The sequence below is a fragment of the Paenibacillus typhae genome (genome assembly GCF_900099765.1).
Taxonomy (GTDB): Bacteria; Bacillota; Bacilli; order Paenibacillales; family Paenibacillaceae; genus Paenibacillus_AQ; species Paenibacillus_AQ typhae.
On record NZ_FNDX01000006.1, the window covers coordinates 100,066 to 114,178 of the forward strand.

The 14,113-nt window shown below is 50.9% G+C and carries 13 protein-coding genes; 12 read left to right on the forward strand and 1 reads right to left on the reverse strand.

Annotated features, from left to right (window positions below):
- Positions 1–58 precede the first annotated feature (58 nt).
- The 10 genes from pgsA (at position 59) to BLR64_RS07575 (ending at position 11,081) form a co-directional block, all read left to right on the forward strand.
- The gene (gene pgsA / locus BLR64_RS07530; protein WP_068723915.1) at positions 59–646 is read left to right on the forward strand and encodes a CDP-diacylglycerol--glycerol-3-phosphate 3-phosphatidyltransferase; all 588 of its coding nucleotides are present in this window, start codon (positions 59–61) and stop codon (positions 644–646) included.
- 51 nt (positions 647–697) lie between these two features.
- Positions 698–1,987: a competence/damage-inducible protein A gene (locus BLR64_RS07535; protein ID WP_090713534.1), complete on the forward strand. Its 1,290-nt coding sequence runs from the start codon at positions 698–700 to the stop codon at positions 1,985–1,987.
- A gap of 285 nt (positions 1,988–2,272) precedes the next feature.
- Positions 2,273–3,337 (forward strand): recombinase RecA, encoded by a 1,065-nt coding sequence (gene recA, locus BLR64_RS07540; protein WP_090713535.1) that lies wholly within the window; start codon positions 2,273–2,275, stop codon positions 3,335–3,337.
- A gap of 133 nt (positions 3,338–3,470) precedes the next feature.
- Entirely contained in the window at positions 3,471–4,205 is a 735-nt protein-coding gene (locus BLR64_RS07545) for a regulatory protein RecX (protein WP_090713536.1), read from the forward strand.
- A gap of 319 nt (positions 4,206–4,524) precedes the next feature.
- Positions 4,525–6,066 carry a ribonuclease Y gene (rny, locus tag BLR64_RS07550; RefSeq protein WP_068723909.1) on the forward strand — a complete coding sequence of 514 codons (1,542 nt, stop codon included), beginning with the start codon at positions 4,525–4,527 and terminating at the stop codon, positions 6,064–6,066.
- A 94-nt stretch (positions 6,067–6,160) separates the two neighbouring features.
- Complete coding sequence (locus BLR64_RS07555) at positions 6,161–6,955, forward strand: TIGR00282 family metallophosphoesterase (RefSeq protein ID WP_068723907.1); 795 nt, start codon at positions 6,161–6,163, stop codon at positions 6,953–6,955.
- 200 nt (positions 6,956–7,155) lie between these two features.
- The gene (locus tag BLR64_RS07560; protein WP_068723905.1) at positions 7,156–7,416 is read left to right on the forward strand and encodes a stage V sporulation protein S; all 261 of its coding nucleotides are present in this window, start codon (positions 7,156–7,158) and stop codon (positions 7,414–7,416) included.
- A 172-nt stretch (positions 7,417–7,588) separates the two neighbouring features.
- A complete protein-coding gene (locus tag BLR64_RS07565) occupies positions 7,589–8,554 on the forward strand; it encodes a dipeptidase (protein ID WP_090713537.1) in 966 nt (321 codons plus the stop codon).
- Positions 8,555–8,719: 165 nt separating this feature from the next.
- Positions 8,720–9,292: a phosphate propanoyltransferase gene (gene pduL, locus BLR64_RS07570; RefSeq protein WP_090713538.1), complete on the forward strand. Its 573-nt coding sequence runs from the start codon at positions 8,720–8,722 to the stop codon at positions 9,290–9,292.
- 217 nt (positions 9,293–9,509) lie between these two features.
- A complete protein-coding gene (locus tag BLR64_RS07575) occupies positions 9,510–11,081 on the forward strand; it encodes a DEAD/DEAH box helicase (RefSeq protein WP_090713539.1) in 1,572 nt (523 codons plus the stop codon).
- Between the two features lie 148 nt (positions 11,082–11,229).
- On the opposite strand, the gene dapA is transcribed toward BLR64_RS07575, so the two are convergent.
- Entirely contained in the window at positions 11,230–12,105 is an 876-nt protein-coding gene (gene dapA / locus BLR64_RS07580) for a 4-hydroxy-tetrahydrodipicolinate synthase (RefSeq protein WP_090713540.1), read from the reverse strand.
- A gap of 183 nt (positions 12,106–12,288) precedes the next feature.
- Here dapA and BLR64_RS07585 point away from each other — a divergent pair, with 183 nt between their 5' ends.
- Together BLR64_RS07585 and BLR64_RS07590 are read left to right on the forward strand one after the other, a co-directional pair.
- Positions 12,289–13,185 carry a LysR family transcriptional regulator gene (locus BLR64_RS07585; protein WP_090713541.1) on the forward strand — a complete coding sequence of 299 codons (897 nt, stop codon included), beginning with the start codon at positions 12,289–12,291 and terminating at the stop codon, positions 13,183–13,185.
- A 135-nt stretch (positions 13,186–13,320) separates the two neighbouring features.
- Positions 13,321–14,013 (forward strand): MBL fold metallo-hydrolase, encoded by a 693-nt coding sequence (locus tag BLR64_RS07590; RefSeq protein ID WP_090713542.1) that lies wholly within the window; start codon positions 13,321–13,323, stop codon positions 14,011–14,013.
- Positions 14,014–14,113 lie beyond the last annotated feature (100 nt).

Below are 14,113 nucleotides of genomic sequence, written 5' to 3' on the forward strand. Positions count from 1 at the left end.
CAGCGGGGTCTTTTACCTACATATTTTGGAATCAGGATGGATCAGGGGAGGAACTTCAGTGAATTTGCCCAACCGTATTACACTTGCACGTATTTGTCTTATCCCGATTATGATGTTTTTTCTGCTGGTGGATTTTAAGTTCTATCCCGAGCCGATTCATTGGGGATCATTCCAGCTTTCCATTAATCATCTAATCGCAGCCGTAATTTTCCTGCTAGCCGCCAGTACAGACGGGATAGACGGGTACATTGCCCGGAAATATAACATGGTTACCAATCTCGGCAAGCTGCTTGATCCCCTTGCGGACAAGCTGCTGGTATCCGCAGTGCTGATCTCGCTGGTAGAGCTGGGCAGATGCGATTCCTGGATTGCCATCGTTATCATCAGCCGCGAGTTTGCGGTTACCGGTCTGCGCCAGGTTGCGCTGCTGGAAGGGAAAGTGGTAGCTGCCAGCAAATGGGGTAAAATAAAAACAGTGACGCAGATTGTTGCCATCTCACTGCTGCTGCTTAACAATTTCCCGTTCCAGTTCGTGAGCATTCCGCTGGATGACATTGCAATCTGGGCGGCGGCTCTGATCACGATTTACTCAGGGATCGATTATTTTGTGAAGAACAAGGAACTGCTGGAGCTTCATAACGCCTAACCCTAATCCTTAACTAGTCATGACATTATCACCAGGAGGAGAACGCCAGCTATGAAAGCAGAGATTATTGCCGTCGGCACAGAGCTATTGCTTGGACAAATCGTTAACAGCAACGGCCAGTTTTTATCGGTAGAGCTGGCCGCGATGGGAATTGATGTTTATTTCCAGACCGTAGTCGGGGACAACAAGAGCCGGATCCAGGAGGCGATTGAGATTGCCCGGAGCCGGGCGGATATTATTCTGTTCACCGGCGGCATCGGCCCGACGGAAGATGATCTTACCAAGGATGCGCTGGCAGCAGCGCTTGGACGTTCACTTCATATAGACCAGCTTGCGATGGATCATGTACAGAGATTCTTCGATGACCGTAAAATAGTCATGACCGAGAATAACCGCAAACAGGCCGTTATTATTGACGGAACAACTCCGCTTCCGAATGAAATCGGCCTCGCCGTCGGCCTTGCTTTTGCCCATGAGAGTAAATATTACATTGTGCTCCCCGGACCTCCCCGTGAGATGAAGCCGATGTTTACAGACAAAGTTAAGCCATGGTTGCTGCAGCATGCCCTCACCACAGAAATGCCGATCTACTCCAAAATGCTCAAGTTCGCGGGTATCGGTGAATCGCTGCTGGAGGACAAGCTGATAGATCTGATCCGCAACCAGAGCGATCCTACCATTGCCCCCTACGCCAAGGAAGGTGAGGTGACGGTCCGTATTTCCACCAAAGCACCTTCTGAACGGGAAGCGATGCTGAAGCTTGATGTGCTGGAGGAGCAGATCAAGGCAATCCTGCCTGAGAATATGTATGCCAATATCGATGTGCCGCTGGAGCAGCTGCTGGTGGACTGGATGGCGGATGCCGGGCTGACGCTCAGCGCAGCCGAAAGCTGCACCGGCGGATTGTTAATGGAGAGCATCACGAACATTCCGGGGAGCGCGTCCATGTTCAAGGGCGGTATTGTCTGCTACTCCAACGAAATTAAGAAAAAGCTGCTGAACGTGCCTGCTTCTTATCTGGAAGGCCCTGATGCCGTCGGAGCTGTCAGCCCCGAGGTTGCAGAGGTGCTGGCGGAGCAGGTCAGAATGCTGGGAGACACCGACTTCGGACTATCGGTTACCGGGGTAGCGGGACCGGGATACTCGGAGCGCAAGCCGGTCGGTCTGGTATACGTCGGCCTGGCCGAACGCGGTCACAAGACAGAGGTCTTTGAGCTTAACCTCAAAGGAACACGCGAGAACATCCGGCTGCGCTCTGTCAAAGCGCTGCTGTACCGTCTGTGGCGCAGGCTGGAGGAACGCAAGGTGGAGACACCACTTGAAGGATCAGCCTTGCAATAGTTCTGCAGGGCGGTATATAATTGTAAATACGGAAGAACCGTGGCATAGTGAACCTTTTGCTGCGGTTTTTTGTTTTTGTGACTGCGGTTAGCCTGTAAATGTGAGTCTGCTACACCGGCTGGTTAATGACTATGTATGGTACATTCATCAGGAAAGGGGGCTTACAATAAAAGGGTATCTTTCGCCCGCGGTCAAAAAAAACGAATGTATGTTCGAAAAAAAGCTTGGCAAGACCTCTAAAACACGGTATTATATTACTATAAACAAGTGAAGGAAGTGGTCTGATTGTCAGATCGTCGTGCTGCGCTGGATATGGCGCTTCGTCAAATAGAAAAACAATTTGGTAAAGGTTCGATCATGAAATTGGGTGAATCCAATCACATGAAAGTGGAAGTTGTACCAAGCGGAGCCTTGGCACTTGATATTGCCCTGGGTATTGGCGGACTTCCAAAAGGACGTATTATAGAAGTATATGGACCGGAATCTTCCGGTAAAACAACGGTTGCCCTGCATGCTATCGCTGAAGTACAGAAGGTTGGCGGACAAGCTGCCTTCATCGATGCGGAACATGCGCTCGACCCTAAATATGCCAACGCGCTTGGCGTCAACATTGATGAACTTCTGCTGTCCCAGCCGGATACAGGAGAACAGGCACTGGAGATCGCTGAAGCACTTGTGCGCAGCGGTGCGGTAGACATTATTGTCGTTGACTCCGTAGCGGCACTGGTGCCTAAGGCGGAGATTGAAGGCGATATGGGGGATTCCCACGTTGGTCTTCAAGCCCGTCTGATGTCCCAGGCTCTGCGGAAGCTGTCCGGTGCGATCAACAAGTCCAACACGATCGCCATCTTCATCAACCAGCTACGTGAGAAGATCGGCGTTATGTTCGGCAATCCCGAAACGACTCCGGGCGGCCGGGCGTTGAAATTCTACTCCTCGGTACGTCTTGATGTTCGCCGTGTAGAAAGCATCAAGATGGGCAATGATGTAGTCGGTAACCGTACCAAAATCAAAGTCGTGAAGAACAAGGTGGCTCCTCCGTTCAAACAGGCAGACGTTGATATCATGTACGGTGAAGGCATCTCGAAGGAAGGAAGCCTTGTCGATATCGGAACGGAAATGGACATTGTCAACAAGAGCGGAGCTTGGTATTCCTATGAAGGCGAACGCCTTGGCCAGGGACGTGAGAATGCCAAGCAGTTCCTCAAAGAGCATCCGGAAATTGCCTTGCTGATTGAGAACAAGATCCGTGAAGCAAGCAACCTGACCACCATTGTTGCTGCTCCGTCGGAAGCTGAGGCTGCAGCGGAGAAAGAGGAAGAAGAAAACCTGCTGCTTGAAATTGAATAATACGTAACCTAATATTAAGCGCCCTGTGTATGTTTGCAGCAGGGCGCTTATTTATTGATAATTACTTATTTATTGATAATTAATAGTAAAGTTTTCGCATTTTATATCGTTAGAGCGAGAGGTGAATGAACCTATGGTAATTCAACTTAATCCTGAGCCCGAAGATCAGGAAGTGCAGGCACTGGCGGATTTTCCGGAGGGTGAGCTTCTGGAAATAACCAAGGTAGAGCGGCAGAAGAAGTCGGATCACCGCTATATTATACATTTCGGCGCCTATAACTTGACTGTGCATGAGGATGTCATGATTAAATACCGGATGATCTCCGGGAATTCATTCATGAAGGAAGACCTTGAAGAGATCGTAGTGGCAGATGAGCGCCAGCGGGCCTATGTCGAGGGCTTGAGATACCTGGAGCGCAAGCCGCGGACGGCCCAGGAAATGGCCCGCCGTTTAAGGGAGAAAGAAATAGGAGAGACTATAATTACAGAAGTGCTGCAGCGTCTGCAGCAGGAACGTTTCATTGACGATCCCCTGTATGCGAAGCAGTGGGCAGAGCAGCGGATAACGAACCAGCGCAAGGGCAAGCTGTGGATCCGCCAGGAGCTGCGGGAGAAGGGTATCGACAAATCGCTGATCGCTGAAGCGCTGGAGAATATTTCGCCTGAAGAAGAACTGGAGAGCGCACTGCAGACCGGGCGCAAGAAGTGGAACATGATCCGCGGGGATAAGAACGACAAGCGCAGAAAGACCGGTGCCTTCCTGATGCGGCGCGGTTTCCCGGGTGAAGTGGTCCGGCAGGTATTAAATACTCTGCGTGAGGAAGAGAACGCGGAAGGCTATGATGACGAATTTTACGATTATGAGTGAACGGCTTGACATTCTCTTGACTTTAATGGCATTATCGACTCTCTTGACAATGTCTTTTTATAAATAATAAAATATAACATGAATCGGCATAAACTAAGAATCCTTTTTCCTTCCCAAAAAGCAGACTCTTAGGTAACCGGTTCGCGTACAACTCATATGAAATGTAATCGCCGGATAAGGCGGGCAGTGTGCATGTGCAGCATGTGCAGTATGGCAATCGGTGTATTACCGGTTTTTTGTATGGTGATGAACGGATAGTTTAACAACTGCACAATTCCCAAGGCAAGTTCCTTGGAGGAACCAACGAGGAGGTGAACAGATGCATACTGCAATCTGGGTCATAATCGTTCTCGTTGTAGCTGCAATATTCTTTGGATTCGGTTATTTTATTCGTAAATCCCTTGCAGAAGCTAAGATTCAAAGCGCAGAGAAAGAAGCACTCGTCATCGTGGAGAACGCGAAGAAAGACGCTGAGGCGCTGAAGAAGGAAACGGTACTCGAAGCTAAGGATGAAGTACACAGAATCCGTACTGAAGCTGAGAAAGAAACTCGTGAACGCCGGAATGAAATCCAACGGCAAGAGAGACGTTTGCTGCAAAAGGAAGAATCGCTGGATAAAAAAATGGAATCGCTTGAACGAAAAGAAGAACAAGTAGCTAACAAAGAGAAACGAATTGACGAAACACAACAGCAAATTGATGTTATTTACAAGAATCAGGTTACCGAGCTGGAGCGTATCTCCAACCTGAGCATCGATGATGCCAGAAGTATCATTCTGAGCAATGTAGAGCAGGAAGTTCGCCATGAAACCGCGCAGATGATCAAGGAAATTGAACAGCAGGCCAAAGAGGAAGCGGACAAGAAAGCCCGCGAAATCATTACACTGGCTATCCAGCGCTGTGCAGCTGATCACGTTGCCGAGACAACGGTATCTGTGGTAACTCTGCCGAATGAAGAGATGAAGGGCCGGATTATCGGCCGTGAAGGCCGTAATATCCGGGCACTGGAGACTCTTACAGGTATTGATCTCATTATCGATGATACGCCGGAAGCTGTTATTCTGTCGGGATTTGATCCGATCCGTCGTGAAGTCGCCCGTACGGCACTTGAGAAGCTGGTTGCCGATGGACGTATCCATCCGGCACGGATCGAGGAAATGGTTGAGAAATCCCGCAAAGAAGTGGATGAGCGGATCCGCGAGTACGGTGAACAGGCTACCTTCGAGGTTGGCGTTCATGGTCTGCATCCGGATCTGATCAAGATCCTGGGCCGTCTGAAATTCCGTACGAGCTATGGTCAGAATGTACTCAAGCACTCCATGGAAGTTGCTTATTTGACTGGACTTATGGCCGGTGAGCTTGGGGAAGACATCGTGCTTGCTAAACGTGCCGGGCTGCTCCATGATATCGGCAAAGCGCTGGATCATGAAGTGGAAGGCTCGCACGTTGAAATTGGCGTTGAGCTTGCGAAGAAATACAAGGAACATCCAGTGGTTATCAACAGTATCGCATCCCACCACGGAGACTGCGAAGCTACCTCGGTTATTGCTATGCTGGTCGGAGCAGCTGACGCCTTGTCGGCAGCACGTCCTGGCGCACGCCGTGAGACACTGGAGACCTACATCAAACGTCTGGAGAAGCTGGAAGAGATCTCCGAGAGCTTCGAAGGCGTCGAGAAGTCTTATGCAATTCAAGCGGGCCGTGAGGTTCGCGTGATGGTGCAGCCTGAGAAGATCGACGATGCGGAAAGCTTCCGTCTGGCACGCGACATTACGAAGATGATCGAGAGTGAGCTGGATTATCCGGGTCATATCAAGGTTACCGTTATCCGCGAGACACGGGCTGTGGAATACGCAAAATAAGCAAGGAAATTGGCCCCCTGCGGGGCCTTTTTTCTTTCCCGCAAAACAAAGAGAAAAGGTTAGGCAGAGCAGTTAATGTTAGGAGGAGAAGGATATCAAAGTTTTATTTATAGGTGATATTGTAGGCAATACCGGCAGAAAGGCTCTGCGGGAAATGCTGCCGACATTAAAGAGCAAGTACCAGCCCCATATCATCATCGTTAACGGTGAAAATGCAGCCGCAGGCAGAGGGATTACCTCAGCAATTGCCAATGAATTTTTTAATTGGGGTGTACATGGTATTACATTGGGTAATCATACTTGGGACAATAAGGATATTTTTGAATTTATCGACGATGAGCCGCGGATGATCCGACCGGCGAACTTTCCGCCGGGAACCCCGGGCAGAGGGTATACGGTGGTTAAAGGCAACGGCAAACAGCTGGCGATTGTCAATCTGCAGGGACGCACCTTTTTGCCGGCTATTGATGACCCGTTCCGGGTAGGGGAAGAAATTGTGGAGGAGCTGCGCCGTACCCACAAGTGCATTCTCGTTGATTTTCATGCCGAAGCAACTTCTGAGAAGATTGCCATGGGTTATTTTATGGACGGCATGGCATCTATTGTAGTCGGCACCCACACGCATGTGCAAAGCAACGATGATGTCATTCTTCCAGGCGGAACCGCTTATCTGACCGATGCGGGCATGGTTGGTTCAAGAGAAGGAATTTTGGGTATGGAAAAGGATGCGGTCCTTTATAAATTCACTACCCAGCTCCCGTCGAGATTTGTGGTAGACGAAGGTAAATGGCAGTTGAACGGGTTATTCGCGGAGATTGACGAGGCTACAGGTAAAGCGACACGTCTGGAGAAGATTCGTTTGCGTGAAGATGAATGGGTTATGAGCTAGGCCTGGATATCGTGTAGTAGGACATTCGGGAAAAATCGCAGTTTTTGGATAAAGTGTGATCTTTTTTATATCGAAAAAGAGTATCTTTTGTACCAATTTCTCCGGCGTAGTCCGCAAAAAGAAGGAATTATTTCTTCTCCCGCGAATAACATCTACAGTAGTGGAAGAACACCATCATTTTCCCAGGGGAGGTACTTACTATGGATGTATTAAAAGTATCAGCTAAATCCAATCCGAATTCCGTTGCCGGTGCATTAGCAGGTGTTCTTCGTGAACGTGGATCGGCCGAGCTGCAGGCTATTGGAGCAGGAGCACTGAACCAGGCAGTCAAAGCAGTTGCCATCGCCCGGGGATTTGTCGCGCCAAGCGGTGTTGATCTGGTCTGCATTCCAGCTTTTACGGATATCGTAATTGACGGAGAGGACCGGACGGCGATTAAACTCATTGTGGAACCCAGATAATTTATGAACTTGTTCTGATGGACCTGTTTACTTAGGTAAACAGGTTTTTTGCTGTTCTGGGAAAAGGAGCGGATTGATGGCATAAGCTGTTAATATAAACGGCTGACGCTAATGATTAGAAAGGAATAAGGGCGTTGCATGGTATTTTAGCGGTATGGGAAGAGGGGAGAAGATGGGGACGGCGGCAAAATTTAAGGTTGCGGATTTTCATTGTGATGCACTGAGCAAGCTGCAGGCGGAACCGGACATAGATTTTAATAATGATCACCGGCTGGATGTGACAGCGGAACGGCTGGCGGCGGGTAATGTGGGACTGCAGGTTTTTGCGGTCTATTTGTCCGGGACTTTGGGAAAACCCCGGTTTGAAAGGATACTCGGTCAGCTTGAGCTGTTCCGCAAACGGATTATCTGCGGGGAAGGCCTGCGGTGGCTTCGCTGGAAAGAAGAGACGGTTGTAACGTCTGCCCCCGAATCAGCCTGGGCGATGCTTTCGCTTGAGGGTGTCGACGGCCTGGAAGGGAATTTATTTTATGCAGAGCTGCTGTTTGAGCTTGGTGTGCGATTTCTTGGGATCACCTGGAATTATGCGAATTGGGCAGCGGATGGGGTACTGGAGTCAAGAAACGGCGGATTTACGGAAAAAGGCAGGCAGCTCATCGAATGGTGCAATACCAGCGGAATGCTGCTGGATGTGTCCCATCTCTCTCCGGCCGGGTTCTGGGAGCTGGCTGAGCGCAGTACACGCCCCTTTATTGCATCCCATTCCAATGCGGCAGCTGTGTGCGGACATCCCCGGAATTTAAGTGATGAGCAGATTAAAGCGGTCATTGCCATGGACGGACGGATCGGGCTGACCTTTGTTCCCTGGTTTGTCCGTAATGGGGGCGGGGCCAAGGCAGAGGATCTTCTGAAGCATATCGAGCATGTCTGCAGTCTGGGCGGATCGCGTCAGCTGATGTTCGGGTCGGATTTCGACGGTATTGATGCCTGGATTGAAGGACTGGAGCATCCCGGAAAATATACGGAGTTGGCCGATTTGCTGCTGAAGCATTATCCCGAGGATGAGGTGAAGGGCTGGCTGCATGGGAATGCCATGCGTTTTTTGAGTACACAGCTGCCTTCACGGGTTTATTTATAAAATGGCGAAACGGTGACTGAGAAGGAGGAAATAATGCGAATTGTCGGAGAAATGTCGAAAAATTAACGCTTAATGTGAGCCTGGCCTTTTTATTTTTGGGTAAGAAGTTGTATAATGTTCAGTGGCTTGTACAGATACTAGAGAAAATACAAGGAGTGACTTACAATGAGCAAGACTGTACCCGTAGGTGTGTCGGCCCGGCATATTCACCTTACGCAGGAGCACGTGGAAGCATTGTTTGGCCCAGGCTATCAATTGACTGAGTTCAAACCGCTCTCCCAACCAGGACAATTCGCAGCAAACGAGCAAGTGGCCGTTATCGGCAGCAAAGGCAAGTTCGACAAAGTTAGAATTCTCGGACCTGCCCGTCCGGCATCGCAACTTGAAATTTCCCGCACCGACTCTTTCAGCCTCGGTGTGAAAGCCCCTGTCCGCGAATCCGGACATATCGAGGGAACACCAGGCATTACTCTTAAAGGACCAGCAGGTGAAGTTGAGCTGGAGACTGGCGTAATCATTGCAGCCCGTCACATTCACTTCCACACTTCCGAAGCAGAAGCTTGGGGTATTGCTGACAAGCAATTGCTCAAAGTACGCCTTGGCGGTGAACGCGGATTGGTTCTCGAAAACGTGATCGCCCGTGTATCTGACAGCTTTAAGCTTGATATGCACATCGACACCGACGAAGCGAATGCTGCAGGTGCCAATAACGGCGACACTGCTGAAATCGTAGATTAGTTATATTTTTATAGCAGAGAAGGGCGGGGGGATGTTCCTCCGCTCTTTTTTGTGTAAATAAGGCCTGTTTTAGATAATGGGGTTATTTTATTTGCAGATTTATGGTATCATTATTTGTTATGTCTTAGCTTTGCGCATTGTGGAAACGTATGGATAAGCGTAATCCCGCAAGTCCGGGTGAACTGACAATATATGTGTTTGAAATAAGGAGACAACCATGACTTTTAATGATTTGGGTCTGAGCCCGGCAATTCTAAAGGCGCTGGATCTTGCAAACTATACATCACCTACACCTATTCAAAGAGAAGCAATCCCCGCAGCATTGACCGGGAGAGATGTGCTGGGCTGTGCGCAGACTGGTACGGGGAAGACGGCAGCTTTTTCGCTGCCGATAATTCAGCTGCTTAGCAAGCAAAATGTTAACCGGAACGGCAAACGCCCAATCCGTTCACTGATTCTTACCCCTACCCGTGAGCTTGCGCTGCAGATTTATGAGAATATTCAGGTCTACAGCAAGTTCACCGGTATCCGCTCTACTGCCGTTGTCGGCGGGGTTTCACAAAGATCCCAGGAGCGTGCGCTGGCTCTGGGTGCGGATATCCTGATTGCTACTCCAGGCCGGCTGATTGACCTGATTGCCCAGAAGCATGCTGACCTCCAACAGGTGCAACTGCTCGTCCTGGATGAAGCTGACCGGATGCTGGATATGGGCTTCATTCATGATGTGAAGCGGATTATTGCCAAGATGCCGGCTAAAAAACAGACCCTGTTCTTCTCCGCAACGATGCCTCAGGAGATTTCACAGCTGATCAAGACGCTGCTGGTGAATCCGGTCAAGATTGAAATTACCCCGGTTTCTTCGACAGTGGACAGAATTCAGCAATCCGTCTACCTGCTGGAAAACGGCTGTAAGCAGAAGCAGCTAAACCGCCTGCTGGAGGATAAGTCGATAGTATCTGCGCTTGTGTTTACCCGGACGAAACGCGGGGCCGACCGGGTTGCGCGCGATTTGGGCAAGGTCAACATTGCCGCCCAGGCGATTCACGGCAACAAATCGCAGAATGAACGGCAAAATGCGCTGCGTAATTTCAAAACCGGGGTCACCCGGGTACTGGTAGCCACTGATATTGCTGCTCGCGGTATTGATATTGACGAGCTGTCGCACGTGATCAACTTCAATCTGCCGAATATTCCGGAGACGTATGTGCACCGGATTGGCCGCACTGGCCGTGCCGGGATGAGCGGCATCGCCATTTCCCTGTGCGAAGCAGAGGAGCTTCCGTACCTGAAGGATATCCAGAAGCTGATCGGCAAGACCATCCCGGAGATGAAGGATCATCCGTATCCGATGGTCAAGATCAATCCGGCGCTGGCGGCGGAGGTGGCTAAAGCGAGTAAGACCGTTGCCTCAGCCAAAGCAGGCAACCAGCCAAAAGCCAAAGCTAATCCGGCACGCAAGCCGAAGGAAGAATGGTTCACTCAGGGCAACCGCCCTCGCAGCGGCTCTGAAGGCGGCAAGGTAGAGTGGCCGGACCGCAAGGATGGCAGAGCTGCAGGCAGCGTTAGCGGCAATGCACGCGAAGCGCGGACTGGAGGTCCCGGCAGAAAGCAGGCTGGCGGAGCTGGCAGAGAGCAGGCTAACGGAGGGCGGACTGGTGGTGCCGGCAAAGGACAGACTGGCGGAGCAAGGACTCCTGTAGCTGATAGAGCACAGGCTAACGGAGCGGGCAGATCTGCTGGTAACCGGTCCGGCGGCGGAAGGAACACCTCAGGAGCTGCGCGAGGCTAACAGGCAGCAGGAACGAACATAGTTTATATTAGTGGCGCCGCTACTGCATTAAGAACTAACACAAAAACCCGTATTGCACACTCTAGCCAGAGCGTACAATACGGGTTTTTGCGTCTACGGCGGCCAGCCGGGATAATCCGGGCAAGGGCTAGCCGGCGAGATGAGCGCCCAGCTCCTCGCGGAGTGCGTCGCTGATTGAAGTCATCGGCAGGCGGAGGGTATCCGAGGAAATCTCGCCTTTGGCGCTGAGCAGCCACTTGATCGGTGCAGGATTGGATTCCTTAAACAGCAGCTTCATCAGCGGCACCAGCCGGTCGTACTCGGCTCTGGCAGCTTCTACCTGGCCGGCTCTGTATTGTTCGTAGATGTCCAGGAATCTGGCGGTATGCACATTGGCGGAAGCAAGCATGCCGCCGGCGGCACCGCAGCCCAGCATGTCGAAGAAGGAAAGGTCGTCGCCGCAGAGAACAGGCTTCGAGCCGTGACGCGACAGCTCAGAGACGAGCAGCGGTGAGCCGGAACAGTCCTTAAGGCCGACAACGTTGTCCATCTCCAGAATCGTGCGGGCGGTATCAACCGTCATTCCGACTCCGGCGCGGCCGGGAATATCGTAGGCGATGATCGGAATACCAACCTCAGCGGCTTTGCGGAAGTGTGCGATGATCCCCTGCTGGGAGGGGCGGCTGTAATAGGGAACAACAACGAGTGCAGCATCAACGCCGGCATTGGCGGCCAGCTCCGTACGTTTGACGGTAGACATCGTGTCATTGGTGCCCGTACCGATTACGAGCGGAATATCACTGCCCTGCAGCAGCTGTTTAGAAGCATCGATTAACAATTGTAATTCTTGTATACTGACTGTCGGCGATTCTCCAGTGGTTCCATTTACGACCAGACCATGAATATTGTTCTTGATAATGCCTTGCACATACCGCTGATACGAAGCCAGATCAATCTCGCCTGCTGCATCGAACGGTGTTACCACGGGAACATAGATTCCATAAATCTGCTCTTCTGTTAACATGAATATCGTCCTCCAAATTTGTATAACCGTTTATTCTACTGTAGCATGGAATAATTCATCGGTGTTAGCTATAATAAATGATATGGGGCATCAAAAATATTGATGTTATATCTGATGAACCTGAGAAGGGCGGCGGGTCTGATCTGCTGAACCACTCATGTTCACGTTCTGAAGGGTGATAGCATGGATTTAACATATATGAGAACCTTCCGCGAAGTAGCGAAGCGCCAGAGCTTTACCAGAGCGGCAGAGGAGCTGGGATACGCCCAGTCGAGCGTAACGATGCAGATTCAGAAGATTGAAAAAGAATACGGAGTAACTCTGATGGAGCGCCACGGCCGGATTTTGCGCCTGACCCCGCCGGGTGAAGAGCTGCTGAAGCTGTTTGTGGAGATTCTTGATCTGTATGACAGGTCGAAAGAAACCATTGCCCAGCAAATCGGGGGGACGCTGACCATCGGGACGATAGACTCACTGGCCGCATTCTATCTTCCGCCTTTTCTGCAGCAGTTGCGGACAACGTTTCCCGGTCTGAATATTCATCTGCAGACCGAGCAGGAAGCGAATCTCGTGTCCAAAATCAGGGACGGCGAGGTGGACATCGGGCTGATGCTGGACCGCTGTACGGCCGATTCCACGCTGGAGCGGACGATCATCCGGGATGAGCCGCTGGTGCTGGTCGCTCCTGCAGGTCATCCGCTGGCGAAGCTCGGTAAGGTAACACTGCAGGATTTGAACAACTGTGAGCTGATTGTTTCGGAGGAAAGCTGCATTTACCGCAGCATGTTCGAGAATTTGCTCCGCGAGCATGGCATCGTGTTCCGGATCGGCTTTGAGCTGTCCAATCTGGAGGCGATCAAACGCTGTGTGCGCAACGGCCTGGGCATTGCCCTGCTGCCGAGAATAGTGGCGGAGGAAGAGATTGAGCGGGGGAATCTGGCTGAGCTGCCGTTCGCCCATCCGGAGATTCATTTTGACCTGCAGCTGCTCATTCATCCGAAGAAGTGGAAATCGCTGCCGCTGCAGTCACTGATCCAAATGCTGCTGACCGATGCTGAGGCCAAGAAGGCTGCGGTATGAAGGGTGGACCCGGACTGCTGCCATATAATTCAGCTAACGCCAGATAAGCAGCGCGGGGGTACCCTGCGGTTTTATGAACGTTTGGATTTGAGGCCGCCCACACCGGGCAAAATATGAAACTATATTGGAGGACCAATGAACATTATCGAGCTTCCTGTTGAATTTATGTATGAAGGACAGCCGTTTTACCTTTATCCCAGCTTGATTGCAGCTGACAATGAGCTGATACTGGTGGATACAGGTTATCCCGGTTTCCTGCCCCTAATTGAAAATGCTATCGAGCAAAAAGGGTATGACCTCAGGCAGCTGAAGTATATCGTGATTACCCACTACGACGACGACCATATCGGCGCATTGCAAGATTTTAAGGAAAAATACCCTTGGGTAACGGTGATCTCCAGCCAACGGGAGGCTGTCTATATCAGCGGCGAGGTGAAATCCGAACGTCTGGTTCAGGCGGAGGCTTTGCTTGAGCAAATGCCTGATGAGCAGAAGGCCTTCGGCCAGTCGTTCGTAGAGCTGCTGACGAGCCTGCGGCATATTCCTGTCGATCAGACCGTAACGGACGGGGAGTGGCTGTTTGGCGGGACTTGTAAAATTGTGGCGACACCGGGACATACGTCAGGCCATATCTCCCTTCATTTTCCGGAGCTGGACAGCGTGATTACCGGTGATGCCGCCTACATAGAGGACAATGGTACAGAGCTGCTGGTAGCCAATCCGAAGTACTGCCTCGACCTGCCGCAGGCGGAGCAATCCCTGGAGCTGCTGAAGAACCTCAAGGCGAAGCATTATTACTGCTATCACGGGGGATCGTTACATATATAATGAGGTTCATTTAAGCACTGATATGCAGCAAGATATTGACATCAAAAACGACAATATGGTATATAAAAGGAAGTGTTAGCACTCACCCTTATGGAGTGCT